The organism is Amycolatopsis sp. CA-128772 (genome assembly GCF_002904295.1).
In the GTDB taxonomy this organism is placed as follows: Bacteria; Actinomycetota; Actinomycetes; order Mycobacteriales; family Pseudonocardiaceae; genus Amycolatopsis.
In genome coordinates this window covers 41,321-67,673 of the sequence record NZ_PPHG01000085.1, presented here as the reverse complement: position 1 = coordinate 67,673, position 26,353 = coordinate 41,321, and the positions used below count along the sequence as shown (strand labels likewise).

Here is a 26,353-nt window from a genome sequence, read left to right as displayed (position 1 = left end):
GCCACGGCGGCCAGCCACCCCGCCTCCAACAGCCAGCCACCCCGCCGCCCTCCGGCCAGGCAGCCGCCCCAACCGCGCCCACCTCTGGCGGCCGCCCGCCACCAACGGGCCATTCCTGCCCCGGCATTCACCACTCCCGAGCGGCCCACCCCGCCGGGCCCCGCCGTCCGCCAGCCACCGCGCCGCCCGCCCGCACTGCCCGGTCGCCCGCACTTGCCCCGCCGCCGCGGCTTCAGCGGCCACCCACCCCCGCCGCACCCCACCATCGGCCAATTCCCACCGCCGGGAACCCCCTCGAAAGCCCTCCCCACCTGCACTCCTGACTGTCCGCACAGGCCGACAACCCCAGATCCGGCGCTCCCCCCAAACCCGACCAGGTCGGTACGGTGGCCGGATGATGCGCAAGGCGGTGGCCGTGCGGCGGGATGAAATCGTGGGCGCCGCTCTTCGGCAGATCCGGGTCCGGGGGATCTCCGGCGTCCGGGCCGCCGATGTTGCCCGGTCGCTCGATGTCAGCACCGCGCTCGTCTTCTACCACTTCGGGACCCTTGAAAAGCTCGTCATCGAAGCCTTCCGGCAGGCCGCCGAGAACCAGCTGAAGAAACTCGACGACGAGCTCGCCCGAGGCGGCCCCGCCGACGAGCGGCTCCGCGCCGTCCTTGCCCTCTACCAGCCCTCAGCTGACGACCACCACGGCAACTGGCCCCTCTGGATCGAGGCCAATGCCGCCGCCATGCGGGACTCCGCCTTGAAAAACGTGCTGCAGCGGCTCGATCTGCGCTGGCGGGATGCCGTTGCCGCCCTGATCGACGAAGGGATCAGGGCCGGGCTCTTTCACTGTCCCGATCCGCGCGGGGCCGCCTGGCGGCTGACCGCTCTGCTCGACGGGCTCGCCGTTCAGGTCGTTGCGCGCGACGGGACCGTCACCGCCGATGACCGTCGGCGGTGGGTTGCGGCAGCGATGGCTCACGAGCTCAGAGCGGCGGGGGACCAGGAGGGGCGATGACCGGAACAGCCTTGCTCGAAGTGGCGTGGACCGACCCCGTCACTGGGTGCGACCGCTTCGGCGGCATCGACCGCGACTACCTCAAGCCCGGCGACGAACTGCGGCCGCCGGAAGCGTGGCTGGACGTGCCGGCCGAGGTCCTCGTCCCGGCGGCCATCTCCTACTGCGTCGACGCCGACAACCAGGCCAAGATCGGCGCCAAGCTGATCGTCGAAGCCGCGAACCTGCCCGTCACGCCGGACGCCGAGGAGCTCCTCGACGCGCGGGGCATCCGCGTGCTGCCGGACTTCGTCGCCAACTCGGCGACCAGCTCCTGGTGGTGGACGCTGTTCGGCGACGTCGACGCGGACGCCGAGGAAGCCTTCGGGAAGGTCCGCGCCCGGATGCGCGCCCTGGTGACCAGCATGTTCGAGGTCGCCACCCTGGACGGCCTGAGCCTGCGCGCCGCCGCGCTACAGCTGTCGGAGAACAACATCGAGGCGCGCTTCGGCTGAGGGCTGAGGGCCGAGGGAACGAATCGAGCCCCCAAGTAGTTGAGCGTTGTATGAAACTCGGCATCTACAGCTTCGGCGACCGCGCGCCCGACCCGCGCACCGGCGAGCAGCCCTCCGTCGCGCAGACGCTGGCCAACACCCTCGAGCGGATCAAGCTGGCCGACGAACTGGGCCTCGGCTTCTACGGCCTCGGCGAGCACCACCTCGACCAGTACGCGATCTCGAACCCGGGCACCGTGCTGGCCGCCGCCGCAAGCGTCACGAACCAGATCACCCTCAGCTCCGCCGTCACCGTGCTGAGCACCGAGGACCCGGTCCGCCTCTACCAGCAGTTCACCACGCTCGACCAGCTCAGCCACGGCCGCGCCGAGCTGCTCGCCGGGCGCGGGTCGTTCACCGAGTCGTTCCCGCTGTTCGGCAACGACCTCGGCGACTACGACGAGCTCTTCGAGGAGAAACTCGCCCTGCTCCTGCACATCGACCGCGAGGACCCGCTGACCTGGTCCGGCAAGTTCCGCCCGCCGCTGGAGAACGCGCGGATCCTGCCCCGCCCGTACGGCAAGCGGCTGCGCATCTCGGTCGGCACCGGCGGCAACCCCGAGTCGTCGATCCGGGCCGGGCTGCTCGGCCTCCCGGTGGTGTACGCGGTGATCGGCGGGCAGCCCGAGCGCTTCGCGCCGCTGGTCGACCTCTACCGCCGCGCCGGGGAAGCGGGAGAACACCAGGACCTGCACGTCACCATGGGCGCGATCGGCTTCATCGCCGAAAAGTCCCAGGACGCCAAGGAAACGTTCTACCCGTACTGGCTCGAAACGATGAAGTACGGCGCCCGCGCGCGCGGCTGGGCGGTCCCGACCCGCGCCGAGTACGACGAATACACCCGCGACGCGAACGCGCTGTTCGTCGGCAGCCCGCAGGAGATCGCCGAACGCATCATCGCGGTCGGCAAGCTCACCGGCGCGGACCGGTACGCCATGCAGATGGACTGGTCCGGCGTGCCGCACGCCGAGGTCATGCGGGCCATCGAACTGCTCGGCACCGAGGTGCTTCCGCTGGTGGAAAAGGAGTTCTAGACGTCGTTGCCGGCGATGTAGCCGAACGTCATCGCCGGCCCGATGGTCGAGCCCGCGCCGGCGTAGCTGTGGCCCATCACCGCCGCGCTCGCGTTGCCCGCCGCGTACAGACCGGGGATCACCGAGCCGTCCGGGCGCAGCACCCGCGCCCGGGCGTCCGTGCGCATGCCGCCCTTCGTGCCGAGGTCGCCGGGGACCAGCCGCAACGCGTGGTACGGCGCCGCCCACAGCGGCGCCAGGCAGGAGTTCGGCGTCACCGACGGGTCCGTGTAGTAGTGGTCGTACGCGCTCGCGCCGCGGCGGAACTCGGGGTCCGCCCCGGACCGGGTGAAGCCGTTGAAGCGATCCACAGTGGACTTGAGCGCCGCGGACGGCACGCCGATCTGGGTGGCCAGGCCCTGGATCGTCGACGCCTTGAAGACCGCGCCGGCGGCGTACCAGGCGTCCGGGAACGGCAGCAGCGGCGCGATGTCGCGGAACAAGTACCGGTTGCGGTAGTTCTGGTCGACGATCAGCCACGCCGGGATGTCCGGCGCCGACGGGTTCTTGTCGTACATGGTGTGCACGACGTCGCTGTAGGGCGCGGCTTCGTTGACGAACCGCTGCCCGGCCTGGTTGACGATCAGGCCACCGGGCAAGGTGCGTTCGGCCAGGCAGAAGTACGGGTCGCCGGGGGTCGGGATGGCCGGGCCCCACCAGGCGTCGTCCATCAGGTCGAGCGCGGCGCCGGCCCGCTGCCCGGCGCGGTGGCCGTCACCGGTGTTCTCCTTCGCGCCGACGGTCCAGTCCGTGCCGATCGGCTGCCGCTGGTACTGCGCGCGCATGGCGGCGTTGTGCTCGAAGCCGCCCGAGCCGACGATCACGCCGCGCCGCGCCCGCACCAGCCCCTGCGGCACGACGACGCCGGTGACCGCGCCGTTTTCCACGTTCAGGTCGACGAGCGGGGTGTTGAGCAGCACCGGGACGCCGGCCCGCTGCAGGCCGGCGGCGAGCGACTGCCCCATGGTGAGCGGCTTCTGCCCGGCCACCGCGGCGGCCGTCCCGCGGGCGAGGCACTCGGCGGCGACCGCGGCGCCCTTGGCGTTCACCAGAGCGAGGTTCAGCCACTTGTAGTCGGCGCTGAAGACGACGAGCCCGGGCGGCGTGGCGAGGTAGGGCGGGTTGAGGTTCGCCAGCTCGGCCCCGAGGAGGTTGCCGTCGAACTGGTCCGGCTCGATCGACCGGCCGTTCGGCAGCCCGCCCGGCAGCTCCGGGTAGTAGTCGCTGTAGCCCTCCATGAACCGGAACCGCAGCGGGCTGTTGGCCAGGATGAAGGAGATCATGGCCGGGCCGTTGCGCAGGAACGCCTCCTGCCGTGCGGCCGGCACATCGGGCCCGACGACGGCGGCGAGGTACTGCGCGGCCTTCGCGGGCGTGTCCGGCACCCCGGCGGCGAGCAGCACGGGGTTGTTGGGGATCCAGATGCCGGCCCCGGACCGGGCGGCGGACCCGCCGAAGGTCGGCGCTTTCTCGAGCACGACGACGCTGAGGCCGCGCTTGGCCGCGGTGAGCGCGGCGGTCATGCCGGCGGCCCCGGAGCCGACGACGACCACGTCGTACTCACCGAGCGGCGCTGCGGCGGCGGGGGTCGCCAGCCCGGCGGTGACGGCCAGGCCCACACCGGCGGCACCGCCGAGGAGGAGCTGACGGCGGGTCAGGTCGGCATCCATGGCGCACTCCTCGCTCGCGGAACGGCGAGGGCCATGTTCTCCGCAGCGGCGCAGAACTGGAACACGTTCTACCCGAGTGGAGCAGCGGGGAACGGCCCGGATCGACCGCCGGCGCCAATAAGAACCGGCATTCGGCGCAGGCGGCCGCTCACCCCCGCCCACGTCACCGGCACCTCCCCCGATCCGCGCAAGGACAACGGCAGGCGCTCACCCCGCCCAGCCCACCGGCACCTCCTCCGGCCCGCGTACCGACAACGGCGGCCGCCAGCCGATCGTCTCCGGCGGGGTCGCCAGCTCCAGCCCCGGCAGTCCGTCCACCAGGGTCCGCAGGGCGATCTCCCCTTCCAGCCGGGCCAGCGCCGCGCCCAGGCAGAAGTGGATCCCGTGCCCGAAGCCCAGCTGCGGTGCGTCCTTCCGGCGGATGTCGAACTCGGCCGCCGATGGGAACACGTTCTCATCCCGGTTCGCCGCGCCGACGTGGGCCAGCACCGCTTCCCCGCGCCGCACCAGCACCCCGCCGAGCGGCACGTCCTCCAGGGCCACGCGCAGCAGCGACGAATCCACCGGCCCGTCGTAGCGCATGATCTCCTCGACCGCGCCCGGCGTCAGGCCGGGGTCCGCGCGCAACGCCGCCAGCTGCTCCGGGTGGCGGCACAGCAAAACCACCCCGCAGCCGATCAGGCTGACCGTCGTCTCGTGGCCGGCCAGCAGCAGCTGCGTCGCCAGGTCGATCAGCTCCGGCTCGGTGAGGCGGTCGCCGTCCTCGTCGCGGGCGTGCACCAGCGCGCTCAGGAAGTCCTCCGCCGGGCGCGCGCGCTTTTCCGCCACCAGCGCCGCCATGTCCTCGGCGCCGTCGCGGCGTGCCTGCTCGACTTCGGCCGGGTCGTGCTGCATCGGTGTCACGATCACGCGCGACCACCGGCGGAACCGCGCGCGGCCGGCGAACGGAACGCCGAGCAGCTCGCACATGACCAGCGTCGGCAGCGGGAAGGCGAACGCCTCGACCAGGTTCGCCGGCGGGCCGTGCGCGACCATCGCCCGCAGCAGCTCGTCGGCGATCTGCTGGATCCGCGGTCGCAGCGCGGCGATCCGGCGGACCGTGAACGCCTGCGCCGACAGCCGCCGGAGGCGGGTGTGGTCGGGCGGGTCCATGTTGAGGATGCTGTGCTCACCGGTCGAGAAGTCGCCCGGCTCGATCAGGCACGGCGCGCCCGGGTACAGCAGGTTGCGGCTGAACCGCGGATCGGAAAAGACCGTGCGGACGTCTTCGTAGCGCGTCACCAGCCAGCCTTCGTGCCCGCTGGGGAAGGCGATCCGGGACACCGGCGGGTGCCCGGCGTAGATCGACCCCAGCGGAACGGCGGGATGGTCCTTCACGACGGGATAGACAGCGGCCATGGCGCCGATGATGAGCGCCGCTCCCGGCGCGGCGGAAGGCGCGCGCCAACGGAAAACCCGTCCGGACGCCGGAAACCGCCCGGACGGCCGCACCCACCGATAGCGTCCTTTGTAGACACACACAAGCAAGTTGACGGCATCCTCATCTTATGGCTAAGTTGAGAACATACTCAACTTGAGGAGGTTCCCTTGCCGGAAGTGCTCGCCGTCCTGGGCGTCGGCCCCGGACTCGGCCTGTCGGTCGCCCGCCGGTTCGGCCGCGAAGGCTTCACGACAGCGCTGGTTTCCCGCACCGACGCCCGGCACGCGCGGTACCGCGAGTCGCTGGCCGGGATCGACGCCCCCACCTATTCGGCCGACGTGACCGACGAAACCCAGCTCCGCGACGTCCTCGCGCGCATCACGGCCGACGCCGGCGAGATCGACACGGTGTACTTCGGGCCGGCCGACGCCACGTCCGGCCCGGGCATCACGCCCCTCACCGAGGCCGACGCGGGCACCCTGCGCGCGTCGTTCGATACCGCGGTGCTCCCGGCGGCGAACCTCGTCCGGGCCGTGCTGCCGGCCATGCTGGCCCGCGGCTCGGGTTCCCTGCTCTTCGCCGGCGGCCTCAGCGGCAAGTACCCGATGCCGATGCTGGGCAGCCTCGCCCCGGCGTCGGCGGCGCTGCGCATGTACGTCCTGACGCTGCACGCGGCCCTGCGCGAGACAGGGGTGCACGCCGGGATCCTGACCATCGGCGGCCTCATCGAGCGCGGGGACATCCACCGCGTGTTCACGTCACAGGACCACGGCTTCACCGTGGGAACGCTCGATCCGGACGACATCGCCGAGCAGGCGTGGGAGCTGCACACCGCGCGGGAGGCCGAAGTGGAGTTCAACGCGATGGCCGCGGCCTAAGCGAGGTAGGCGAGTTCCGGGTGCGCGGCGGCGTAGGCGTCGAGCAGCCGCCGCGCGATCGCCACCGAGTCGACGAGCGGGTGCAGCGCGAACGCCCGCAGGGCCGCCGCCCGTGAACCCGTTGCCGCCGCTTCGATCGTCGCCCGCTCGACCGCCTTGACCGCCGTCGCCAGGCCCAGTGCGTGGTCCGGCAGGGGCGCGGCGGCGATCGGGCGGGCGCCGTTCGCGTCGACGACGCACGGCAGCTCGACCACCGCGTCGGCCGGCAGGCCCGGGAGCGCGGAACCGTTGCCGGCGTTGAGGATCAACGTCGTGCGCTCGCCGTGCGCGATCGCGCGCATCAAGGCCAGCGCGATCTTCTCGTAACCGCCGCCTTCGAGGTCGTCTCGCTCGGTTTCGCGCGTCTCGGCCATGTACGTCGCTTCGCGCTCCAAGCGCGTGCGTTCCCACGACGCCAGCGAGGGTTCCGCGTAGAAATCGCGTTGCTGCTCCAGCAGGAACGCCCCGCGCGACGCAGAACCCGTGGCCTCGCGGGCGAAGTAGTAATAGTGCAGGTATTCGTTCGGCACCGCGCCGAGCACGCGCAGCCAGTCCGCGCCGAAGAGCTGCCCTTCCTCGAACGACCCGCACGCCACCGGGTCGGCGAGCAGCCGCGGCAGGACGTCCTCGCCGCCCACGCGGACCGCGCGGAGCCAGCCGAGGTGGTTCAGCCCGGCGTAGTCGAACCACGCCGTCGCCGGGTCGATCCCCAGGGCCCGGGCGACGCGGCGGCACAGCCCGGCCGGGGAGTCGCAGATGCCGATCACCCGGCCGCCGAGGTGGGCGGCCATCGCTTCGGTCACCATCCCGGCGGGGTTGGTGAAGTTGATGACCCACGCCCGCGGCGCCAGCTCGCCGATCATCCGGGCGAGGCGGACCGCGACCGGGACCGTCCGGAGTCCGTAGGCGATCCCGCCCGCCCCGACGGTTTCCTGACCCAGCACCCCTTCCGCGTGCGCGATCTGCTCGTCCAGCCGCCGGCCGGCCAGGCCGCCGACCCGGACGGCCGAGAACACGAAGTCCACATCGGACAGTGCGGTGGCGAGATCGGTGGTCGTGCGCACCCGCGGGGCGGCCGCGGCGCCGGCGGCCTGCTCGGCCAGGACGCGCTCGATCGCGGCGAGGCGCCCGGCGTCGACGTCGTGCAGGACTAGCTCGGTGACGTCGCCGCCGGTCAGCAGCGCGCCGTGCACGAGCGGCACGCGGAACCCGCCGCCGCCGAGGATCGCCAGCTTCATCGCCGGACACCGATCGGGGGACAGCCGTGGCGCATCCGGCGACCATAGCAGCCGGGAGCACGCAATCCGTGGCCGAAGCCACCCACCTCTTGCGAATCTCGCGCGGCTGACGCAGGCTCGGGCCGACCGCTGCCCGACCGACGTGGAGGCGCCCGTGCCGGCTGAGCCCGCCCCCGACATCGATGTCTTCCTGTCCGGCCTGCTGTTCTTCGACCTGGTATTCACCGGGCTCGAACACCCGCCGGCGCCGGGCACGGAGGTGTGGACGGGCGGCATGGGCTCGGGGCCGGGCGGGATCGCGAACTTCGCCGTCGCGCTGAGCCGCCTGGGCCTGCGGACGTCGCTCGCGGCCGCGTTCGGCACCGACGTCTACGGCCGGTACTGCTGGGACGTGCTGGACCGCCAGGAGCACATCGACCTGTCCCGGTCGCGGCGGTTCCCGGAGTGGCACTCGCCGGTGACGGTGTCGCTGGCCTACGCCGGCGACCGCGCGATGGTGACCCACGGCCACCCGCCGCCCGTCCCGGTCGCGGAGCTCGCCGGTTCACCGCCGCCCAGCCGGGCGACGGTCGCGCACATCGGCCTCGACACGGCCGGGTGGGTGCACACCGCGCACCAGTCGGGCAGCCTGGTGTTCGCCGACGTCGGCTGGGACCCGTCCGAAGCCTGGTCGGCGGCGTTGCTGGAGCAGCTGGCGTGCTGCCACGCGTTCCTGCCGAACGAAGTCGAAGCGATGCGCTACACCCGAACGGACACGCCCGAGGCGGCCCTGGCCCGGCTCGCGGAGCTGGTCCCGATCGCGGTGATCACCCGCGGCGGCGACGGCGTGCTGGCCGTCGACGGCACGACGGGCGAGACGGCGGCGGTCCCGGCGCTGCCGGTGGACGTGCTCGACGCCACGGGCGCGGGTGACGTGTTCGGCGCGGGTTTCGTCGCCGCGACGCTGACGGGCTGGCCGCTGGTGGAACGCCTCCGGTTCGCCTGCCTGACGGCGAGCCTGTCGGTCCAGCACTTCGGCGGCGCGCTGGCGGCGCCGGGCTGGCACGAAATCGCCCAGTGGCACGCGCGGACCCGCAGCCCGGACTACGCGTTCCTGGACGAGGTGCTGCCGTCGGAGACGGTGGCCGGGATCCGCCGCGGCCCGGTGACGCTCGGCTTCGGCGACGACAGCTGGCGCTGATCGCCGCCGAAGCTCCTCCGGCGCTACCCCACGGCCACCCGCAGGATCTTGTTGTGGCTGTTGTGCGGTGTGCTGTCCTTGTTGCCGCCCTTGGAGGTCAGGTTCGTCTCGTCCATGATGCTGTTGCCGAACTCCTGCTCCCACAACCGGCCCTGCGAGTCGAACGCGAGGCCCTGGACGTTGCGGTGGCCGTAGCTCCACACCGCGTTGTGGAACGGGTTGTCGGCCGGGATCGTGCCGTCCGGGTTGATCCGCAGCACCTTCCCGTTGGGACTGCTGGTGTTCGACGCGTTGCCGCCGTTCTGCGCGTCGCCGGTGCCGGCGAACAGATACCGGCCGTCGGGGCTGAACCGCAGCCGGCCGCCGTTGTGGAACTTGTTGCGCGCGATACCGGTCAGCAGGACCTGCTCGGTGCTCGTGGTCAGCGAGTCGCCGGCCGGGTCGTACTTGATCCGGACGATCCGGTTGTCGCTCGGCGAGGTGTGCATGAAGTAGAGCCAGTGGTCGGACCCGAACGACACGGGGTTGATCTCCAACCCGGTCAGGCCGCCTTCGCCGTCGGTGCTCTGCACGTTCGGTACGGTCCCGATCGTCTTCTTCGCGCCGGTCTTGGGGTTCAGGTGGACGACGTCGTGCGCATCGCGCTGGTTGTCGAGGATCGTGCCGTCGGGCAGGGTCACCAGACCCCACACGACATCGTCGTCGGTGCCGACCTGGGTGGCGTCGCAAACACCCTGCGACGGCGTGCAACCCGACCCGCCGGTGGTGGTGACGTCCAGGACCGGCGTGCTCGGGTCGCTCAGGTTGCCGTTCCCGTCGACGGCCCGCACCTGCAGGTGGTACGCGGTGTCCGGGGTCAGCCCGCCGAGCGTGGTGCTCGCCGTGTCCGACGTCCCGATCTGCGTGGTGCCGTCGAAGATGCGTTAGCCGGTGACGCCCACGTCGTCGCTCGACGCGGTCCACGCGAGCCCGATCGACGTGCTGTTGACCGCGGTGGTGTGCACGTTCGCCGGCGCGGACGGCGGCGTGTGGTCGTCCGACGGCGGTGTCTTGACGGCCAGGGTGCCGCTGGCCTGCGAGACGTTCCCGGCGGCGTCCCGCGCGTTGACGTAGAAGCCGTAGCTGCCGTTCGGGCCGAGGTGCCCGCAGGTCGCCGTGAGGGCGCCGGTCGTGCTCGCGCAGAGCTGGCCGTCGCGGTAGACGTCGTAGCCCGCGACGCCGACGTCGTCGGTGGCCGCGGTCCACTCGATCGTGGCAGTGGTGGGCGTGACGCCGACGAGCGTCGGCGTGCCGGGCGGTGACGGCGGCCGCACGTCCCCGGCCGAGCCGTAGACGCCGAACTCCTGCAGCGAGTAGCCCTTCGAAGCGTCGGTGCGGCAGCGTTCGGTGCCGTACACCCGGACGTACCGGCCGGTTCCGTCCAAAGAGGTCAGATCCTCGACGCCGCCCTGGCCCGCGGTCGTCGCGTGGATCTTCGTCCAGGTGACGTGGTCGGGGGAGGTGTCGATTTCGTAGGCGGTGACGCAGGAAGCGTCCCACTGCAGCCGCACGCGGCTGATGTGCACGGCGGCGCCGAGGTCGGCGCAAATCCACTGTGGATCGACGCCGGCCGCGCTCGCCCAGCGGGTCGCCGAGTCGCCGTCGACCGCGTTCGCCGCCGGGCAGCACCCGCCCGCCGACGAGGCCGTGACCCGGTTTTCCCTGCGACAGCAGGGGATCCGCGGCCGCGGCCGGGGGTGCAGGTCCCGGCGACGAGCGCCAGCGCGATCGCCCCCGCCCGAATCAGCCGGCTCATACCGTCCTCCATGGCTGATGACGACGGCGGAGTCCGGACCGGCCCTACGAGCGCGCCGGGCCGGTGGTCAACCGGCGTCCCGGTCAACGGGCAGGACCCGCCCGAGGAAGCCCCGGATGTACCCGGCGATCGTGTCGAGGTGCGTTTCCAGCGCGAAGTGGCCGGAGTCGAGCAGGTGGATTTCGGCGTCGGGCAGGTCGCGGGCGTAGGCGCGGGCGCCGTCGGCGACGAAGATTTCGTCGTTGCCACCCCAGACGGCCAGCAGCGGGACCTGGCTGGTCCGGAAGTACTCGTGGAACTTCGGGTACCGGCCGATGTTGTGGTGGTAGTCGGCGAGCAGCGCCAGCTGGATTTCGGCGGCGCCGGGGCGGTCGAGCAGGGCCTGGTCGTGGATCCAGACGTCCGGGCTGACCAGCGTCGGGTCGGGCACGCCGTCGAGGTACTGCGCCTTGGTGGCCTCGAGGGTGACCATGCCGCGCAGGTCTTCGTCGGTGAGCGTGCCGGCGGCGAGCTTCTGCGGCAGCCCGGCGCCGAGCCCCTCGACGTAGGCGTTCCCGTTCTGGGTGATGATCGCGGTCACCCGATCGGGGTGCGCGGCGGCGATGCGCAGGCCGACCGGGGCGCCGAAGTCCTGGATGTAGAGCGCGAAGCGGGTGACGCCGATCTGGTCGAGCAGGCCGAGGGTCAGGTCGGCGAGCGCGTCGAAGGTGTAGGTGAACTCGCTGACAGGGGGCGCGTCGGAGGCGCCGGCGCCGAGGTAGTCCGGCGCGATGACGTGGTAGCGGCCGGCGAGCAGCGGGATGAGGTGCCGGAACATGTGCGAGCTCGTCGGGAAGCCGTGGAGCAGCACGATGGTGGGCGCCTCGGCGGGGCCGGCCTCGCGGTAGAAGAGCCGATGCCCGGCGACGGTGGCGTAGCGGTGGTGCATGCTTCCTCCTCTAATGGTTACCTAGCTATTTATCCATGAGACGCGGTAGGCTGTCAACGGTCGGGGACACTGGAGACCGGATTTCGGGAGGCGAAGGTGGTCACAGCGGCACCGGGCGAGGACCGCTCACCGGCATTGGCCCTGGTCAACACGCGACGGCTGACGGCGGCCGGGCCGGTGGACGACCTGGCCACGCCGGACGACGCAGCGTCGTGGCTGAGCGGGCGCGGCCTGGCGGTGGCCGGCTCGGCGGAGCTGGGCCGCCTGACGGACCTGCGCGTGGCGGTGCGGGAGCTGCTGGCCGCGCTGGCGGAGGGCCGGACGCCGGCGGAAGACGCGGTGGAAGTGGTGAACGCGGCGGCTCGCGCCGACGCGGCCGCGCCGCAGCTGGTGTGGGACGCGGGGCCGGAACGCATGTGGTCGCCCGCCAGGCCGGGAAGCGTCGAGGCGGCGGTGGCGGCGTTGGCCCGCGACGCGATCGAGGTGGTGGGGGGCGAGCTGGGGCCGTTGGTCCGGCCGTGCGAGGCGCACGGGTGCGTGCGCTACTTCCTGCGCGAGCACGCCCGCCGCCGCTGGTGCTCGACGACTTGCGGCGACCGGGTCCGCGCGGCGCGGCACCAGAGGCTGGTGGTCGAGCAGCGCGAAGGGTCTCGGTGAGGGTTCCCGCCCGAGCCGGAACCGGCGGCGGGGCACCCCGTGGCCGGCCACCGGCATCTCGGCGGCCACGCAGCCCGGCACCAGCGCCCCGGCACCCCGGCAAGTCCGGCGGCTCGGCGGGCCGAGTCAATCCACCAGGGCTCCGCAGCTGACGTTGACCGTGGCCGCCGTCATTGTCCGGGCTCGGTCCGACGCCACGAAGGCCGCCACCTCGCCGATCTCCGCCAGCCTTGCCGCGCGGCCCAGCATGGTCTTGGCCGCGATGTTCTCCTCCAGCTCCGCCCGGCCCGGGAAGTCCTCCGGCAGCGTCTCCGGCACCCCGCCCGTCCGGAGCGTCACCGTGCGGATCCCGTACGAACCCAGCTCCGCCGCCAGCTGGCGGCGCATCGCCTCGATCGCGTGGAACGCCACCTGCAGCCCGCCCACCGCGAACTCGCGCAGCGGCTCGGCCTCGCCCCCAAAAAACAAGATCACCCCGGAGCGCCGCGCGATCATGTGGCGGGCCGCCGCGCGGGCCGTCAGGAACTGGGTGCGGACCGCCGTCACCACCGGGCGCTCGTAGTCCGCCGGTGCCATCTCGACCAGCGGCGTGCCCTGGACGTCGCCGTGGGCGATGAGGTTGAACGAGATGTCGATGCCGCCCTCGGCGGCGATCGCCTCGGCGTGCTCGTCCACCGCCCGCTCGTCGAGGGCGTCGACCTCCGCCGTCTCGGCCCTGCCGCCGCCGTCGCGGATGCGGGCGGCGACCTCGTCCAGCCGGGCGCGGGTGCGGCCGGCGAGGAACACCCGCGCGCCCTCCGCCGCGAAGGCGGTGGCCACCGCCGCGCCGATCCGGCCGCCTCCGCCGTAGATGACCGCGTTCTTGCCTTCGAGCAACGTCATGGAGCCCTCCGATGTCCGGTTCACCCCTGCGTCGAACGAGCGCGCCCGGAATCGACGGCTACGGGCGGGACACCCCCATCGGGTTCGGCACCGGCACCACGCCCGCGTCGATCACCGCGCGGCTCAGCGGCTCCGCCAGCGCCAGCAGCCGCTCGAAATCGGCGCCCAGCGCCGCCACCGGCGCCGCCGCCAAGCGGTCCGTGTCCTCCTCGATGCGGCGGCGCACCGCCGTGCCGGACTCCGTCAGGCGGCCGTCCGCGTCGAGCAGGCCGCGGTCACGCAGGCGGTGCGCCGCCGCCGTCCAGTCGGCCGCGGACCAGCCACGATGGGGTTCGACATCCGCCTGGCGGAGCACTCCGTCACCGATGTGGGTGAGAGTGGTCTCCAAGCCGCCGAGGCCCGCGTGGACCGCCGCCAGGACGTGGCCGTCGCCGCGGTGCTCGCGCAGGACCGTCGCCGCCAGCCACAGGCGGCCGAGCGGGTCCGCCGGCTTCGGCACGGCCGCCCAGGCCGCCGCCAGCGGACGGCTGTCGAACCGGCACGCGTCCGCCGCGCGCTCCAGGAGGGCCACCAGCTCCTCGTGGCCGGCCCCGAGAGCGCGCCGCAACGCCGACGACACCGCCGCGAGCCGGGTCCGGACGACGTCCGCGGGCGCGGCGAACGACCACGCGTCCGGCAGCGCCCGCGCCACCATCGCCGGCGCGAAGCCGAACAGCACCGCCGTCGCCGGCTCCGGGCCGATCGGGCCGAGCGGCGCCAGGCGCCCGGCGAAGTAGCCCATCCAGTACCCGCGCAAGCCGACGGCCTTCGCCGCTTCGGCCGTCTCGGGCGCGAAGTAGACGACGGCGTGCAACGGCTCCACGGCGGCCCAGAGCCGGCGGGCGGGCATCGGCTTCACGGCCTCACCGTACTCACCCCCAGGCCACCGGCAGCTCCCGGACGCCGTACACCAGCGTGTTGTGCTTGTACGCCAACGACTCCCGGGGCACCGCCAGCCGCAGCCCCGGCACCCGGCGGAACAACCGCGTCAACGCCTCCTGCAGCTCCACCCGGGCCAGCTGCTGCCCGATGCACTGGTGCGCCCCGAACCCGAACGCGACGTGCGTCCGCGGCGACTCGCGGCCGAACTCCAGCTCGTCCGCGCCCGTGAACACCTCCTCGTCGCGGTTCGCGGAGTTCAACGCGGCCACGAGCCACTCCCCCGCGCGCACCTCCCGCGACCCGACCCGGGCGTCCGCGGTCGCGTACCGCAGCACCCCGAACTGCACCACCGACAGGTACCGCAGCAGCTCCTCCACCGCCCGTTCCGGCGCCGCGAGCACGGCCTCCCGCTCCCCGGGGTGCTCCAGCAGCACCAGGGTGCTCAACGCGATCATGTTCGCCGTCGTCTCGTGGCCGGCGACCAGCAGGCTCAAGCCGAGGACGACCAGCTCCTCCATCGTCAGCGGGTCGGCGGCACTGCGGGAAATCAGCCTGCTGAACAGGTCCTCCTGCGGATTCCGCTGCTTCTCCGTGAACAGCTCCGCCAGGTAGCCGGACAGCTCGTCGTTGGCCCGCCCCTTTTCCTCGCGCGTGGCGTCGGTGCTGACCAGCGTCGAGCTCTGCGTCTGGAAGCGGGACCGGTCCGCGTACGGGACGCCGAGCAGCTCGCAGATCACCAGCGACGGGATCGGCAGCGCGAAGTCCTGCACCAGGTCCGCCCGGCCCGGCTTCGCGAGCATCGCGTCGAGGTGGCCGTCCACCAGCTCCTGGACGTACGCGCGCATCGCCTCGACGCGCCGCACGGTGAACTCGGCGATCACCTTCTTGCGCAGCCGGGCGTGGGCCTCGCCGTCGAGCTGGATGATCGAGCCCGGGCTGACCGCCTCGCCGAGGTCGGCGTCCGGGTTCACGTGCACCGACGACGCGCCGCGCGAGCTCATCGTGCGGTCGGCGAGCACCGCGCGGACGTCGGCGTAGCGGGTCACCAGGACCGCGTCCATGCCCGCCGGGCACCGCACCGGCGACGTCGGTGCGGTTTCCCGGCGGGTGGCGTAGTCCTCGGGCGGGTCGAACGGGCAGCCGGCCGGTCGGGTCGTCGGGAGGGCCGGGGTTGCGGGTACTGCCGTCACGGCGGATCACGCTCTTTCTTCCGGTGGTCTGGACACTTCCACCTTGGAGACGACCGCGGCCCGGCGCCGCCCCTGCGACCCGGATGGCCTAGCGGGCGCCGTGCGCGCCGCCGTTCACCGGCACGACCTGGCCGGTGAGGTGCCCCGCGCCCGGCTCGGCGAGGAACCGGACGACGTCCGCGATCTCCTCCGGGCGGCCGGCCCGGCGGTTGAACGCCACGGAGATCCGCGAGTCCAGCCATTCTTCCGTCAGCGTGCCGTGGAAGAACTCGGTGTCGAGGACGACGCCGGGCGCCACGACGTTCGCCGTTCCCCCGGCCGGGCCCAGCTGCCGTGCGAGGTCGGTGTTCCACGCCTCGATCGCCGCCTTGGCCGCGCCGTACGAGCCCGAGCCCTGCTTCGCCGCGATGGAGCCGAGGGTCACGACCCGCACACCGTCCGCGAACCGCGGCTTCAGCGCCGCGGTGACCAGCACGGCGGAGAGGACGTTGGCGGCGAAGTTCGCCCGCCACGCGTCGGCGAGGCCCGCCAGGTCGCCGGGCGCGGGCGCCTCCCGGACCCGGTCGGTGTTGCCGCCGGCGTTGTTGACCAGGACGTCCACCCGCGCGGGCAGCTCAGCCAGGGCCGCCTGCACGGCCTCCGGGTCGCTCGCGTCGAAGGCCACCGCCCGCGCGCCGATCTTTTCCGCCGCCGCTTCGAGGACGTCCTTGCGGCGGCCGGTGACGGTGACCCGTTCGCCCGCCGCCGTGAACCGGGCGGCGATCGCCAGCCCGATGCCCGTGCCGCCGCCGGTCACCACGATTTCCCGCTGTTCGCTCATACCGCCCATCCTGGCCGAGGAAAGCGCTTACCGACCACGGTTTCCCGCCGAGCGGGACACGATCACCAGTTCGTTAGGACACTTTACGAATAAGTCTTGACGGCGCGGCCCCGCCCGGCGAACCTGGACCCACGCCGCAGTCACCGTCCGCCCAGTCCTCCCGGAGGCAGCATGACCCGGCGCGCGCTCGTGCTCGTCGTGACCCTGATTCTCGTCCTGGCCGGCGCCCTCGCCGGCGCGTCCACGGCGAGCGCGGCCACCACGCAGCCGACCTTCCTCACCTTCTACGGCTGGTGGGACAACACCCCGCCCGGCGGCGACATCTCCTACCCGCAGATCCACGACACCGCGGGCGGCAAGGGCAGCTACGCCGACCCGATCACCTTCGCCACCAGCAGCGACGAGCTCAAGCCCGGCACCAAGGTCTGGGTCCCGCGGGTCAAGAAGTACTTCATCATGGAGGACGGCTGCGACGAGTGTTCCGACGACTGGAACAGCAAGGGCCCGAACGGCGGCCCCGGCCTGCGGCACATCGACCTCTGGCTCGGCGGCAAGGGCGGCAGCGCCTTCGACGCGATCGACTGCGAAGACGCGCTCACGCACTACAACCCCGACAACACGCCGGTGCTGGAGCCGGTCGTCGTCGACCCGCCGTCGAACGAGCCCTACGACGCCACGCCGATCTTCGACACCAGCACCGGTGCGTGCTGGGGCGGCGCCCGGCCGAACACCACGGTCGGCCAGTACCGCAACAACTCCACCGGCACCTGCCTGGAGGCACCGGGCAGCGGCACCACGCTGAAGGTGGCGGCGTGCTCCGGGGGTGACGCGCAGCAGTTCACCTTCCACGGCGCGTTCCTGGTGAGCAACGACCGGTGCGCGGGCATCTCCGGCAGCTCGATCGTGCTCCAGACCTGCACCGGCGGCCCGGCCCAGCAGTGGTCGATCAACCCCGACGGCACCATCTCCGACATCCAGACCAGCAGCAAGTGCTTCCGCGCGTCGGGCAGCGCGCTCACCGCGGGCAGCTGCTCCGGCACCGCCGCCCGCTGGACGTTCACCGCGGCCGGCACCGCGGGCCTCAGCGTGACGCCGTCGTCGGTGTCGGTCGCGCCGGGCGCCTCGGCGACGGCCACCGTGACTGCCACCGACGCCGTCACGCTGTCCGCGAGCGGCGCCCCGGCGGGCGTGAGCGTGACCTTCTCCCCCACGTCGGTCCCGGCCGGCGGGACCTCGGCCGTCACCGTCAGCGCGGCCGCGACCGCCACGCCCGGCTCGGCGACGATCACCGTCACCGGCGGGACGAGGACGGTGTCGCTGGGTGTCACGGTGACCGGCACCGGCGGTCAGGAAACCCTGCTCTCGCAGGGCAAACCCGCGACGGCGTCGTCGACCGAGTCGGCGTCCTACCCGGCGGGCGCGGCCTTCGACGGCAACCTGACGGGCACGCGGTGGGCGTCCAAGGAGGGCAGCAACGCCGAGTGGCTGCGCGTCGACCTGGGCGCCACGAAGTCCGTCTCGCGTGTCAAGCTGAGCTGGGAAGCCGCCTACGGCAAGGGGTACCGCATCCAGACCTCCGCCGACGGCAGCACCTGGACGACGATCTACAGCACCACGACCGGTAACGGCGGCACGGACGACCTCACCGGCCTGGCCGGCTCCGGCCGCTACGTCCGGATGACCGGCGTCACGCGCGGCACGTCGTACGGGTACTCGCTCTACGAGATGCAGGTGTACGGCCCGGCGTAGGCCTGCCGGTTTCGGCCGCGGCGGGTCACCAGCCGGTCGCGGGGTACGTCATCACACAGACGGCGTCGACGTCGTCCGCCGAAGCCTCGTAGAAGTGCGGGACGTCGGCGCCGAAGATGACGAAGTCGCCGCGGCCGAGGGTGCTGGGCGTGTCGGCGGGGCCGGCGATCAGGCCGCCCCGCGCCACGTAGATGTGCTCGACCGTGCCCTGGGCGTGCGGCGGGCTTTCGATGCGCTGGCCGGTCTCGTGGATGCGGATCCGCCACACCTCGGTCAGCGAACCCGCGCCCATCCGGTGCAGCAGCTCCTGCTTGCTGTACTCGGGCTCGCCCGTGCCCGGCCGGACCACGGGTTTCGGCGGCGTCGCCGGGGTGATGACGTCGCCGAGCGGCAGCCGGAGCGCGACCGCGATCGCCGACAGCGTGTCGATCGTGGGGTTGCCCAGCCCCGCTTCCAGCGTCGAAAGCGTGCCCTTGCTGATCCCCGCCTGCCGGGCCAGCTCGGCCGCGGACAGCCGCCGGGCCTCCCGCATCCTGCGGACCTGGGCGCCGATCAGCACCGCCGTGCTCTCCCGGACGTCGCCGCTCTGCTGCTCGGTCATCGCCGCCCTGCTGTCCGTTCCCATGCTGCTGCGAATGTAACCGACCGCGGGGCCGCCGCGGGGTGCCGCGGTCGTGACCGGCAGCACACGGCATGTTATAGTACGCCTGATCGTTCAATATGCTGAACGTCAACGGTCTCCAGCGTGCTCACGGAGGGGTGGAGAAGTGCTTTCGGCGCGAGGGATGATCAGCATTCACACCTGCACGGACGCGGACATGGCCGCGGTGGCGGACCTGCTGGCGATGGGCGAGCTCAGCGTCGACCAGGCCCTGTCCCCCGACCTGCTGGTCGGGGAGATCGACCACCGGGTCGTGGCCGCGCTGGCCCCGGGCTCGCCGGTGGCGGCCGACCCCTTCGTCGCGACCGCCGAAGTGCGCGAGCTCCTGCTGCTGCGGGCGAACCAGCTCGGCTGGCGCCGCAAACGCGAAGCACCGCGCTGGACGCGGTCGTGGCGGGCCTGGTACTGCCGGGGTGCCCTCTGCTGAGGCGTCCCCGGGCCGCGCGGAACCGCCGCCGCACCCGGCGGCACGAAACCCGAGGACGAGGAAATTCGTGGAAAACACCACCTATGACAAGCTGATCACGCTGCTCGACGAGCACGGCGCGAGCTACCGCCTGATCGACCACCCCGCCGAGGGGCGGACGGACATCGTGAGCCCCATGCGGGGCAACGAGGTCGGCCACGCCGCCAAGTGCATGGTGCTGATGGTCAAGCTGGGCAAGAAGGTCACCCGCTACGTGCTCGCCGTCGTGCCCGGGGACCGCAAGGTCGACCTCGCCGCGGTGCGTTCCCTGCTCGACGGGACCTACATCTCGTTCGCGAACGCGGAAGCCGCCGAACGCCTCTCGGGCTGCGTCGCGGGCACCATCCTGCCGTTCTCCTTCGACCCGGCGCTGCAGCTGATCGTGGACCCCGCCATCCGCGACATCGAGGAGCTGTACTTCAACGCCGCCCGGCTCGACCGGTCGCTCGCCCTGCGCACGGCCGACTACCTCGCCATCGCCCAGCCGCGGTTCGAGCGGATCAGCCAGGCCGCGGACTGAGTCAGCCCGTCGCGGCGGCCGTGCCGGTGACGAGGTCGCGGATCTCGTCGAAGGATTCCGACCAGAACACCAGCCCGTGCCGCCGGACGTAGATCTTCTTGGTGTCTCCGGCCGCTTTGGCCACCGCGGTGGCCAAAGCGACGCTGCCGTACTCCTGGGGATCGATCACGCTGACCCCCAGCCGGGTCAGGTCGGCGTCCGGGATGTAGTGGTTGTGCACGACGTACGCCGCCCCGAACCGCTCGGCCAGCAGGTGGTGCAGGTACGCCTCGACCGAGGCCGGGCCGGTGCCGAGGCAGCGGAGCACGCCGTCGCCGGCCCCTTCCACCAGGACGAAGTCGTCGTCCGCCAGGTCCTTGATGTAGGCGCCGCTGGCCGAAACGTAGAGCCGGCCCCCGGCGGAAAAGCTCACGTTGCCCGCGGAATCGGTCTGGTGCGCGAACTCCCCGCCCAGCCGGCCGAGCTCCTTCGCCCGGGCCAGCTCCGGCCGGTGGGCGGAGTGGTCGAGCGGCTCCCGCCGCAGGGACATCTCCGCCCAGCGCCGGCTCGGGCGGAAACCGGTGCGCTCCGGCGGTTTCCGGCGCGCCGGCGGGGCCACGCCGGCGTCCCCGGTGAAGTGGACTTCGCGGTGGCGGCCGACGAAGGCGCGGACGAGCGGGCGGATGTCTTCGGGTTCCGCCGTGCCGAGCAGGATGCCGGCGATCCAGCGGGCGATGAGGTCCATGTCGTCCTCGTCCGCCCCGCGCCGGGTGATCTCCTGGACGCCGAGCCGGAGCGCGTCCACGTGCTCGAACGCGACCCCGCGGTTCACCGAGATCCCGGCGGCCAGCAGCCGCTCGAGCAACGGCGGCCCGCCGCCGAGCGGCCGGGTGTCGACGAAGAACATGTGGTTGCCGGTGAACCCGCGGTCCTTGGCCAGCACCGGCACGCCGAGCCGGTCGAGGGTGGTCGCGAGGCGTTTCGCGTTGCGCAGCACGCGGTCGGCGTAGACCTCCCCGACCGCGTACATCTCGTGCAGCGCGACGAAGAGCGCCAGCGTGGACGCGGTGTGCTGGCTGCTGACCATCCCGTTCGACAGCGTGTAGCCGATCCGTTCCATCGGCCCGCGCTCGCGTCCGACGATCAGGCCCTTCTGCGGGCCGAAGAACGTCTTGTGGGTGTTGGCCTGCAGGATGTCGGCCCCCTCGGCCAGCGGGGACTGGAACCGCCCGCCGGCGATCAACCCGAGGGTGTGCGAGGCGTCGTAGATCAGCGGGACGTCACCGGCGATTTCCTTCAGCTCGCGCACGGGGAAGGGGAAGAGGTAGTTCATCGCGTCGATGTAGAGCAGGGACGGCCGTTCTTCGCGGAATACCCGCTCGGTCGCGGCCAGGTCGATTTCGCTGATGTCCCGAAAGGCGTAGGTGCAGCTTCGCCGTCCGAAACCCCGGCAGATGAGCTCGGTGAGGAAATGCCCGCCGTCCTTGGTGGAGATGCGCATGATCTTGTCGCCGGGCCGGGTGAGCGCGGCGAAGGTCGTCTGCATGGCGTGCAGCCCGGAAAGGCAGCGGAATTCGGCGTAACCGCCGCCGAAGAGGCGGCGGCACACCTCGGTGGCGGACCGTTCGATCCGGTTCACCCGGTCCAGCCCGTGGTAGAGCAGGTTGTTGAGCCGGGACGGCGAATCCTGGCGCATGTCCAGGTGTTCCAGGAGGTAGCGGGGGCCGAGCTCGCTCGCGAGCACGGTCCGCGCGAGCGGCGAAAGCACGGTCTCGTTCGCCGTCAGGTGCAGCATTTCGGCCGCTTCGTCCTCCTCGTCCTCGATGAGCTCGCGAATGGCGCCGAGGTCGAGCGGGGCTGCGCTGGGATCCGTCATGTCCATTCCGTCCGCGAGGAATACTGCCGGTTCCGGCGATCGTAGGGCGCGAGCGGGCGCCGGTGTCGGTGCTCCGCCGAAGATGCGCGCGAGGTCGTAGCCGGAATACGACCTTGGCCCTATCGACCGATTTCTTTTCCGGCCTATGCTCGGCCCGGACGGAGGTGCCCCTCATGACCGTCGACGAGGAACCACAGAGCGTGTACTGGCAGGACGGCTGCATCGTCGCGGTGGACCAGGTCGCGTTGCCGCACCACGAGCGGCGGATCCGGATCACCCGCGTCGACCAGCTGATCGCGACCGTTTCCCGGCTGGCGATCCGCGGCGCGCCGAGCATCGCCGCGGCGGGCGCCCTCGGCGTGCTGCTGTCAGCGCACGCCCGCCGCGATCCCTTCGACGCCGCCGGTGTCCGCGCCGACGCCGAACGCATCGCGTCGGCGCGCCCGACCGCGGTCAACCTCCGCTGGGCGGTCGACCGCATGCTGGCGGTGCTCGACGGCGGCCTGGCCGCCCTCGAACGGGAAGCCGGCGCGGTCCTGGGCGAGATCGTGGCGTCGAACGCCGCCCTCGCCTCGGCAACGGCGGATTTCGTGTGCGCGGCCTCGAACCGGAACCGGCTGCGCGTGCTGACCCACTGCAACACGGGCTGGCTGGCCACGCTGCGGATCGGGACGGCACTGGGCGCGGTCCTCCGGCTGCACGAGCGGGGCCGGCTGGAACGGGTGTACTGCACCGAAACCCGCCCGCTGCTCCAGGGTGCCCGGCTGACCTGCTGGGAGCTGGACCGCGCGGCGGTCCCGCACGCGCTGCTGGTCGATTCGGCCGCGGCCGCCGTGATGTCCCGCGGGGCGGTCGACTGCGTGATCGTCGGTGCCGACCGGATCGCGGCGAACCGGGACACCGCCAACAAGGTGGGCACGCTCGCCCTCGCCATCGCCGCCCGGCACTACGGGATCCCGTTCGTCGTCGCGGCTCCGACGTCGACGATCGACGAGGCCACCCCGTCCGGGGCCGGCATCCCGATCGAGCACCGGTACGCCGAGGAGGTCACCCACTTCGGCCTGGAGCTGACGGCCCCGCGGGGCACCGAGGTGGAAAACCCGGCGTTCGACGTGACTCCCGGCGAGCTCGTCTCCGCGGTGATCACCGAGCACGGCGTCTACGGCCACGCGCCCGCCGCCTTGCCCGGCGGTTGACCACGATCACCGAAGTGGGCTACGTTGGTAATTATATTGAACGCAGCCGCGAGGGGGAACTGGCCGCGATGCAGCAGCTCGACGATCCGGTGGCCGATCAGCGCGCCCTGGTGATCAGCGACGTCTCCATCGTGCTCGTCGCGGTCATCTGGGGCTCGACCTACGTCGTCATGCAGATCGTCGGCCATTCGTTGCCGGTGATGGCGTTCCTGGCCCTGCGGTTCGTGTGCTCGCTGCCGGTCATCGCGGTGATGGGACGGCGTTCCCTGCGGGCGCTGACCGCCCACGAAGTCCGGTCGGGAGCGCTGTTCGGCACGCTCCTCTTCGGCGTCCTGGCCTGCGAAACGGCCGGCGTCCGGTTCACGAGCGCCGCGAACGCGGGCTTCCTCATCACGGTGTCCGTGGTGCTGATCCCGTTGTTCGAGTGGGCCCTCTTCCGGCGCCGCTACCACGCGCTCGTCTACGTCGCCACGCTGTGCGGCCTCGCCGGCTGCGGGCTGCTCTCGCTCGCCCACGGCTTCCGGCCCCAGCTCGGCGACCTGATCATCCTCGGGGCGGCGCTGATCCGCGGGTTCCAGATCACCCTCTTCGGCCGCGGTTCGGCCCGCAGCGGGCCGCAGTCGCTGGTCAACATCACGTTCGTCGAATTCGTCGTGGTGACCCTGCTCGCCGGCGTCGCGTCGGCGGCGTTCGAAACCGGCGTACCGGAACGGATCGGGCAGCTCACCGGCTCCACTTGGCTGCTCATCGGCTACCTCGGCGTGCTCGGGACGTCCTTCGCCTTCTTCGCCCAGCTGCGCAGCGCCCGCATCGGCGGTTCCGCGCGGGTGGGCATCATCCTGTCCACCGAACCGGTGTTCGCCGCGCTGTTCGCGGTCCTGCTGGCGGGCGAGCTCCTCGGCCCGCTTCAGGTCGCCGGCGGGGTCCTGATCGTCGGCGCCGCGTTGATCGGGCGGCTCATGACCGGCCGCGAAGCCGGACCGGCCCGGCGGAACCGGCGCCTCGCCGGGGCCGGGCCCCGGCCGCACGATTGAACACCCTTCAGCGCCGGCCGATCACCTCCACCGGTTCGAGCGTGACCAGGCCGTCGGTGAGCAGCTCGTCGAGGTCCAGCAGGAACGCGCGCACGCGGTCCTCGGTGTCCACGACCACCACCAGGTACCCGGTTCCTTCGGCCAGGCGCAGCCGGCCGAGGTCGTGGATCCGCGCGCTGCGCCCGAACCCTTCGATGCTGGGGAACACCGACGTCCCGGCCAGCCCGGCGCGGTGGGCGCGGCGGACGATCTCGTGCACGACCGGGCGGTGGTGCCACAGCTCGCGGCCGACGAAGATCGTCAAGCGGAGCACCGGTGCCGCCAGGCTGTGCCGCGGGTGCCGCCTCATCAGCCGTCCGACGGCGCGGAGTCGCCGAAGGAAACGATGCCGAGCGCGGCGGCCTTCTTCACCGCCGCCATCCGGGAAGCCACCCCGAGTTTGTTGTAGACGTTGGTCAGGTGCCGCTTCACGGTGCCTTCCGAAATGAACATCCGGCCCGCTATTTCGGCGTTCTTCATCCCGGCCGCGACGAGCATGATGACCTCGCGTTCCCGCTGGGAAAGAATGCGCTCGCCGGTGCCGTTCATCCCCTGCCATTTCGCCCGGGACAACGAGACCACGACGTGCCCGGAATCGCGGTGCACCGCACGGAGGGTCACCAGCAGCTCGTCACGCGTCGCGCTGCGCAGCACGTAGGCGTGGGCCCCCGCCGAAATCAAGGTGCCGACGAAGCGCGGGTCGTCGTGCTCGATCACCGCGACCAGCTTGGCGGCCGGGGCCGCCCGGGCGAGGCCGTCCACCCCGGCGACCACGTGGCCGTCGCCGACTTCGCCGTCCAGCAGCACGATGTCCGGCCGCAGCCGCATGGCGAGGGTCTCGGCGTCGCCGAGCACACCGTCCCCCACGACTTCGATGCCCGGTTCGGCGGCCAGCAATTCGATCATGCCCTGCCGGGACAGCTGCTGATCGTCGATCACCACGACACTGATGACACCCGTTCCGGTCCCCATGGACTGCCACCCCGCTTTGGCACACCGAAAGGAGGCAGGTGCCGCGGTTCTCCCGCGCGATGATCCGGGCCCCCAATCCACTTCCACTGTGGCACAGTCCACAACTCCGGCGCAAGGTTGAAGATTCAGTAAGAAAGTACAACCGGACGGTTAGCCCATTCGAGTTGCCGCCACCGCTATTCGCGCCGGAAAACCCCGGCTTTGCCCCGCTTCACCGTGACAACCCCGGCACACCCGTCACTTGCCGACCGTTTCCCCGGCGTCGAAGACCTCGTCGAGCGACACGATTCCCAGCGTGATCGCTTTCTTGACCGCGCTGATCCGGGATTCGACGCCCAGCTTGGCGTAGGCGTTGGTGAGGTGCCGCTTGACGGTGCCCTCGGAAATGTAGAGCTCGAGCGCGATCTGGGAGTTGCGCATCCCGACCGCGACCAGGCCGAGCACCTCGGCCTCCCGCCGCGAGAGCAGGACGTGCTCCGGTTCGTGCATCCCCCGCAACGTTTCCCGGGGCACCGAAACGACCACGTTGCCCGAATCGCGGTAAACCGTGCGAAGCGTGACGAGCAGCTCCTCGCGGGTCGCGTTCTTGAGCAGGTAGGCGTGCGCACCGGCGGCGATCAGGTCGGCGACGAGCCGGGGCGCGTCGTGGGCGGTGACCACCACGACCTTCGAACCCGGTGACACCAGCAGCACACCGCGCAGCATGCCCACCGCCTGCGCGCCGCCGCGGTCGCTGTCGAGCAGGACCAGATCGGGCTGGCGCTCCCCGATCAGCGTGATGCCGTCCTTGCCGAAACCGCATTCACCGACCACGCGGAAGTCCTCCTCGACGGAGATGATCTGCATGATTCCCTGGCGGAACAGCCGGTACCGGTCGATGACGACGACACTCATGCAGTCCTTGAGCGCTTTCACGAAAAACGACCTCCCCCTGGGAACACGCGGCAGTTGCGAGGCGATGACTACGCGGGGCGAGCTCACCGGCCGTCCGGCGCACGGGAGCGAGGAAGACACCCCTGATTTTCCACTCTACCGACGCGCCGGGCCGGACGTCGACGGCTACGGCGGATCGCCGGCGCCATCGGCGTTTTCGCCGGGCAGGGTGAGCACGCTGAAGCCGGGGATGCCCGCCAGCCGCCGCGGACCGCCGAGCGGCGCGATCGTCACCACGACGGCGTAACCGGCGACCCGGCCGCCGCCGAGCTCCACGAGCCGGCCCGCGGCGGCGAGCGTGCCACCAGTGGCGAGCACGTCGTCGACGAGCAGCACCCGCACCCCGGGCGCGAACACCCCGGCCTGCGTCTGCAGCACGGCTTCGCCGTATTCCAGCGAGTACGTCACCGTGTGCAGCTCGCCGGGCAGCTTGCCGGCTTTCCGGGCCAGCACAAGGGGTTTTCGGGCCTGCTGGGCGACCGCGGCGCCGAGGACGAACCCGCGGGCCTCGATCGCCGCCACCGCGTCGAACGCGCCGGCGTACCGGTCGATCACCGCGGACGCGAGCTCGGTCAGCAGGCCGGGGGTGGCGTAGAGCGGACCGAGGTCCTGGAACAGCACACCGGGTTCCGGGAAGCCGGGGTACGCCCGCAACGAGGCGGCAACGGTACGGGCGAGTGAGCCGGTCGCGGTCACGG

27 protein-coding genes are annotated in these 26,353 nt (G+C 72.0%); 11 read left to right on the top strand and 16 right to left on the bottom strand.

The genetic code is table 11. The features are described 5' to 3' along the window. Positions 1 to 394 precede the first annotated feature (394 nt). The 3 genes from C2L59_RS36750 to C2L59_RS36740 are packed head-to-tail and all read left to right on the top strand — an operon-like array spanning position 395 to position 2,573. The gene (locus C2L59_RS36750; protein WP_103354151.1) at positions 395 to 1,006 is read left to right on the top strand and encodes a TetR/AcrR family transcriptional regulator; all 612 of its coding nucleotides are present in this window, start codon (positions 395 to 397) and stop codon (positions 1,004 to 1,006) included. Beyond that, positions 1,003 to 1,500: a hypothetical protein gene (locus C2L59_RS36745; RefSeq protein ID WP_233223872.1), complete on the top strand. Its 498-nt coding sequence runs from the start codon at positions 1,003 to 1,005 to the stop codon at positions 1,498 to 1,500. Before C2L59_RS36750 ends, C2L59_RS36745 begins: the two co-directional genes overlap by 4 nt. A gap of 50 nt (positions 1,501 to 1,550) precedes the next feature. After that, a complete protein-coding gene (locus tag C2L59_RS36740; protein ID WP_103354150.1) occupies positions 1,551 to 2,573 on the top strand; it encodes an LLM class flavin-dependent oxidoreductase in 1,023 nt (340 codons plus the stop codon). On the opposite strand, the gene kstD is transcribed toward C2L59_RS36740, so the two are convergent. Both kstD and C2L59_RS36730 read right to left on the bottom strand, forming a co-directional pair. Continuing rightward, the gene (gene kstD, locus C2L59_RS36735) at positions 2,570 to 4,282 is read right to left on the bottom strand and encodes a 3-oxosteroid 1-dehydrogenase (protein WP_103354148.1); all 1,713 of its coding nucleotides are present in this window, start codon (positions 4,280 to 4,282) and stop codon (positions 2,570 to 2,572) included. The two genes, C2L59_RS36740 and kstD, sit on opposite strands and share 4 nt — an antisense overlap. Before the next feature lie 207 nt (positions 4,283 to 4,489). Further along, positions 4,490 to 5,680 carry a cytochrome P450 gene (locus C2L59_RS36730; RefSeq protein WP_103354147.1) on the bottom strand — a complete coding sequence of 397 codons (1,191 nt, stop codon included), beginning with the start codon at positions 5,678 to 5,680 and terminating at the stop codon, positions 4,490 to 4,492. 198 nt (positions 5,681 to 5,878) lie between these two features. Between C2L59_RS36730 and C2L59_RS36725 the strand changes: the two genes are divergently transcribed. Beyond that, positions 5,879 to 6,580 carry an SDR family oxidoreductase gene (locus tag C2L59_RS36725; RefSeq protein WP_233223875.1) on the top strand — a complete coding sequence of 234 codons (702 nt, stop codon included), beginning with the start codon at positions 5,879 to 5,881 and terminating at the stop codon, positions 6,578 to 6,580. Here the strand turns inward: C2L59_RS36725 and C2L59_RS36720 are convergent. Beyond that, positions 6,577 to 7,857 carry a 6-phospho-beta-glucosidase gene (locus tag C2L59_RS36720; RefSeq protein WP_103354143.1) on the bottom strand — a complete coding sequence of 427 codons (1,281 nt, stop codon included), beginning with the start codon at positions 7,855 to 7,857 and terminating at the stop codon, positions 6,577 to 6,579. The genes C2L59_RS36725 and C2L59_RS36720 overlap by 4 nt on opposite strands. A 154-nt stretch (positions 7,858 to 8,011) precedes the next feature. Here C2L59_RS36720 and C2L59_RS36715 point away from each other — a divergent pair, with 154 nt between their 5' ends. Next, entirely contained in the window at positions 8,012 to 9,037 is a 1,026-nt protein-coding gene (locus C2L59_RS36715) for a carbohydrate kinase family protein (RefSeq protein ID WP_103354142.1), read from the top strand. A gap of 23 nt (positions 9,038 to 9,060) precedes the next feature. On the opposite strand, the gene C2L59_RS49490 is transcribed toward C2L59_RS36715, so the two are convergent. From C2L59_RS49490 to C2L59_RS36705, 3 genes are all read right to left on the bottom strand, one after another. Next, positions 9,061 to 9,867, bottom strand: a complete 807-nt coding sequence (locus C2L59_RS49490) for a sorbosone dehydrogenase family protein (RefSeq protein ID WP_233223870.1) — start codon at positions 9,865 to 9,867, stop codon at positions 9,061 to 9,063. Positions 9,868 to 9,960: 93 nt separating this feature from the next. Further along, complete coding sequence (locus tag C2L59_RS49485) at positions 9,961 to 10,755, bottom strand: discoidin domain-containing protein (protein ID WP_233223874.1); 795 nt, start codon at positions 10,753 to 10,755, stop codon at positions 9,961 to 9,963. Between the two features lie 144 nt (positions 10,756 to 10,899). Next, positions 10,900 to 11,760 (bottom strand): alpha/beta fold hydrolase, encoded by an 861-nt coding sequence (locus tag C2L59_RS36705; RefSeq protein ID WP_103354140.1) that lies wholly within the window; start codon positions 11,758 to 11,760, stop codon positions 10,900 to 10,902. 96 nt (positions 11,761 to 11,856) lie between these two features. On the opposite strand from C2L59_RS36705, the gene C2L59_RS36700 reads away from it, so the two are divergent. Further along, entirely contained in the window at positions 11,857 to 12,417 is a 561-nt protein-coding gene (locus C2L59_RS36700; protein WP_103354139.1) for an ABATE domain-containing protein, read from the top strand. A gap of 126 nt (positions 12,418 to 12,543) precedes the next feature. On the opposite strand, the gene C2L59_RS36695 is transcribed toward C2L59_RS36700, so the two are convergent. The 4 genes from C2L59_RS36695 to C2L59_RS36680 all read right to left on the bottom strand — a co-directional run bounded on the left by C2L59_RS36695 (position 12,544) and on the right by C2L59_RS36680 (position 16,230). Continuing rightward, positions 12,544 to 13,299 carry an SDR family NAD(P)-dependent oxidoreductase gene (locus C2L59_RS36695; protein WP_103354138.1) on the bottom strand — a complete coding sequence of 252 codons (756 nt, stop codon included), beginning with the start codon at positions 13,297 to 13,299 and terminating at the stop codon, positions 12,544 to 12,546. A gap of 58 nt (positions 13,300 to 13,357) precedes the next feature. Then, positions 13,358 to 14,188, bottom strand: coding sequence for a hypothetical protein (locus C2L59_RS36690; protein ID WP_103354158.1), 831 nt, complete (start codon positions 14,186 to 14,188; stop codon positions 13,358 to 13,360). Between the two features lie 22 nt (positions 14,189 to 14,210). Continuing rightward, positions 14,211 to 15,410 (bottom strand): cytochrome P450, encoded by a 1,200-nt coding sequence (locus tag C2L59_RS36685; RefSeq protein WP_103354137.1) that lies wholly within the window; start codon positions 15,408 to 15,410, stop codon positions 14,211 to 14,213. An 88-nt stretch (positions 15,411 to 15,498) separates the two neighbouring features. After that, positions 15,499 to 16,230, bottom strand: coding sequence for an SDR family NAD(P)-dependent oxidoreductase (locus tag C2L59_RS36680; RefSeq protein ID WP_103354136.1), 732 nt, complete (start codon positions 16,228 to 16,230; stop codon positions 15,499 to 15,501). 171 nt (positions 16,231 to 16,401) lie between these two features. On the opposite strand from C2L59_RS36680, the gene C2L59_RS36675 reads away from it, so the two are divergent. Beyond that, positions 16,402 to 17,979, top strand: a complete 1,578-nt coding sequence (locus C2L59_RS36675; protein WP_103354135.1) for a discoidin domain-containing protein — start codon at positions 16,402 to 16,404, stop codon at positions 17,977 to 17,979. A gap of 25 nt (positions 17,980 to 18,004) precedes the next feature. Here C2L59_RS36675 and C2L59_RS36670 read toward each other — a convergent pair whose 3' ends face one another. After that, the gene (locus C2L59_RS36670; RefSeq protein WP_233223869.1) at positions 18,005 to 18,604 is read right to left on the bottom strand and encodes a helix-turn-helix domain-containing protein; all 600 of its coding nucleotides are present in this window, start codon (positions 18,602 to 18,604) and stop codon (positions 18,005 to 18,007) included. 142 nt (positions 18,605 to 18,746) lie between these two features. On the opposite strand from C2L59_RS36670, the gene C2L59_RS36665 reads away from it, so the two are divergent. Further along, positions 18,747 to 19,067 carry a hypothetical protein gene (locus tag C2L59_RS36665; RefSeq protein WP_158263133.1) on the top strand — a complete coding sequence of 107 codons (321 nt, stop codon included), beginning with the start codon at positions 18,747 to 18,749 and terminating at the stop codon, positions 19,065 to 19,067. 67 nt (positions 19,068 to 19,134) lie between these two features. After that, positions 19,135 to 19,626, top strand: coding sequence for a YbaK/EbsC family protein (locus tag C2L59_RS36660; protein WP_199199435.1), 492 nt, complete (start codon positions 19,135 to 19,137; stop codon positions 19,624 to 19,626). Position 19,627: 1 nt separating this feature from the next. Here C2L59_RS36660 and C2L59_RS36655 read toward each other — a convergent pair whose 3' ends face one another. Further along, positions 19,628 to 21,481 (bottom strand): fluorothreonine transaldolase, encoded by a 1,854-nt coding sequence (locus tag C2L59_RS36655; protein WP_103354133.1) that lies wholly within the window; start codon positions 21,479 to 21,481, stop codon positions 19,628 to 19,630. A gap of 173 nt (positions 21,482 to 21,654) precedes the next feature. Between C2L59_RS36655 and mtnA the strand changes: the two genes are divergently transcribed. Both mtnA and C2L59_RS36645 read left to right on the top strand, forming a co-directional pair. After that, positions 21,655 to 22,677, top strand: coding sequence for an S-methyl-5-thioribose-1-phosphate isomerase (gene mtnA / locus C2L59_RS36650; protein WP_103354132.1), 1,023 nt, complete (start codon positions 21,655 to 21,657; stop codon positions 22,675 to 22,677). A 14-nt stretch (positions 22,678 to 22,691) separates the two neighbouring features. Continuing rightward, on the top strand, positions 22,692 to 23,711 hold the full coding sequence (locus C2L59_RS36645) for a DMT family transporter (protein ID WP_199199434.1): 1,020 nt from the start codon (positions 22,692 to 22,694) through the stop codon (positions 23,709 to 23,711). 7 nt (positions 23,712 to 23,718) lie between these two features. On the opposite strand, the gene C2L59_RS36640 is transcribed toward C2L59_RS36645, so the two are convergent. From C2L59_RS36640 to C2L59_RS36625, 4 genes are all read right to left on the bottom strand, one after another. Further along, positions 23,719 to 24,024, bottom strand: coding sequence for a DUF190 domain-containing protein (locus C2L59_RS36640; protein ID WP_370444812.1), 306 nt, complete (start codon positions 24,022 to 24,024; stop codon positions 23,719 to 23,721). Between the two features lie 35 nt (positions 24,025 to 24,059). Beyond that, positions 24,060 to 24,722: a response regulator transcription factor gene (locus tag C2L59_RS36635; RefSeq protein ID WP_103354129.1), complete on the bottom strand. Its 663-nt coding sequence runs from the start codon at positions 24,720 to 24,722 to the stop codon at positions 24,060 to 24,062. Between the two features lie 237 nt (positions 24,723 to 24,959). Next, the gene (locus tag C2L59_RS36630; RefSeq protein WP_146060482.1) at positions 24,960 to 25,616 is read right to left on the bottom strand and encodes a response regulator transcription factor; all 657 of its coding nucleotides are present in this window, start codon (positions 25,614 to 25,616) and stop codon (positions 24,960 to 24,962) included. Positions 25,617 to 25,781: 165 nt separating this feature from the next. Continuing rightward, complete coding sequence (locus C2L59_RS36625) at positions 25,782 to 26,351, bottom strand: adenine phosphoribosyltransferase (RefSeq protein WP_103354127.1); 570 nt, start codon at positions 26,349 to 26,351, stop codon at positions 25,782 to 25,784. Positions 26,352 to 26,353: the final 2 nt, after the last annotated feature.

Bases quoted from the DNA above. Each gene is read 5' to 3' on its own strand.
- C2L59_RS36750 (WP_103354151.1), top strand. From the start codon at position 395: ATGATGCGCAAGGCGGTGGCCGTGCGGCGGGATGAAATCGTGGGCGCC.
- C2L59_RS36745 (WP_233223872.1), top strand. From the start codon at position 1,003: ATGACCGGAACAGCCTTGCTCGAAGTGGCGTGGACCGACCCCGTCACT.
- C2L59_RS36670 (WP_233223869.1), bottom strand. From the start codon at position 18,604: ATGGGAACGGACAGCAGGGCGGCGATGACCGAGCAGCAGAGCGGCGAC.
- C2L59_RS36695 (WP_103354138.1), bottom strand. From the start codon at position 13,299: ATGACGTTGCTCGAAGGCAAGAACGCGGTCATCTACGGCGGAGGCGGC.
- C2L59_RS36655 (WP_103354133.1), bottom strand. From the start codon at position 21,481: ATGACGGATCCCAGCGCAGCCCCGCTCGACCTCGGCGCCATTCGCGAG.
- C2L59_RS36730 (WP_103354147.1), bottom strand. From the start codon at position 5,680: ATGGCCGCTGTCTATCCCGTCGTGAAGGACCATCCCGCCGTTCCGCTG.
- C2L59_RS36720 (WP_103354143.1), bottom strand. From the start codon at position 7,857: ATGAAGCTGGCGATCCTCGGCGGCGGCGGGTTCCGCGTGCCGCTCGTG.
- C2L59_RS36630 (WP_146060482.1), bottom strand. From the start codon at position 25,616: ATGAGTGTCGTCGTCATCGACCGGTACCGGCTGTTCCGCCAGGGAATC.
- kstD (WP_103354148.1), bottom strand. From the start codon at position 4,282: ATGGATGCCGACCTGACCCGCCGTCAGCTCCTCCTCGGCGGTGCCGCC.
- C2L59_RS36680 (WP_103354136.1), bottom strand. From the start codon at position 16,230: ATGAGCGAACAGCGGGAAATCGTGGTGACCGGCGGCGGCACGGGCATC.
- C2L59_RS36675 (WP_103354135.1), top strand. From the start codon at position 16,402: ATGACCCGGCGCGCGCTCGTGCTCGTCGTGACCCTGATTCTCGTCCTG.
- C2L59_RS36690 (WP_103354158.1), bottom strand. From the start codon at position 14,188: ATGCCCGCCCGCCGGCTCTGGGCCGCCGTGGAGCCGTTGCACGCCGTC.
- C2L59_RS36740 (WP_103354150.1), top strand. From the start codon at position 1,551: ATGAAACTCGGCATCTACAGCTTCGGCGACCGCGCGCCCGACCCGCGC.
- C2L59_RS36635 (WP_103354129.1), bottom strand. From the start codon at position 24,722: ATGGGGACCGGAACGGGTGTCATCAGTGTCGTGGTGATCGACGATCAG.
- C2L59_RS36705 (WP_103354140.1), bottom strand. From the start codon at position 11,760: ATGCACCACCGCTACGCCACCGTCGCCGGGCATCGGCTCTTCTACCGC.
- mtnA (WP_103354132.1), top strand. From the start codon at position 21,655: ATGACCGTCGACGAGGAACCACAGAGCGTGTACTGGCAGGACGGCTGC.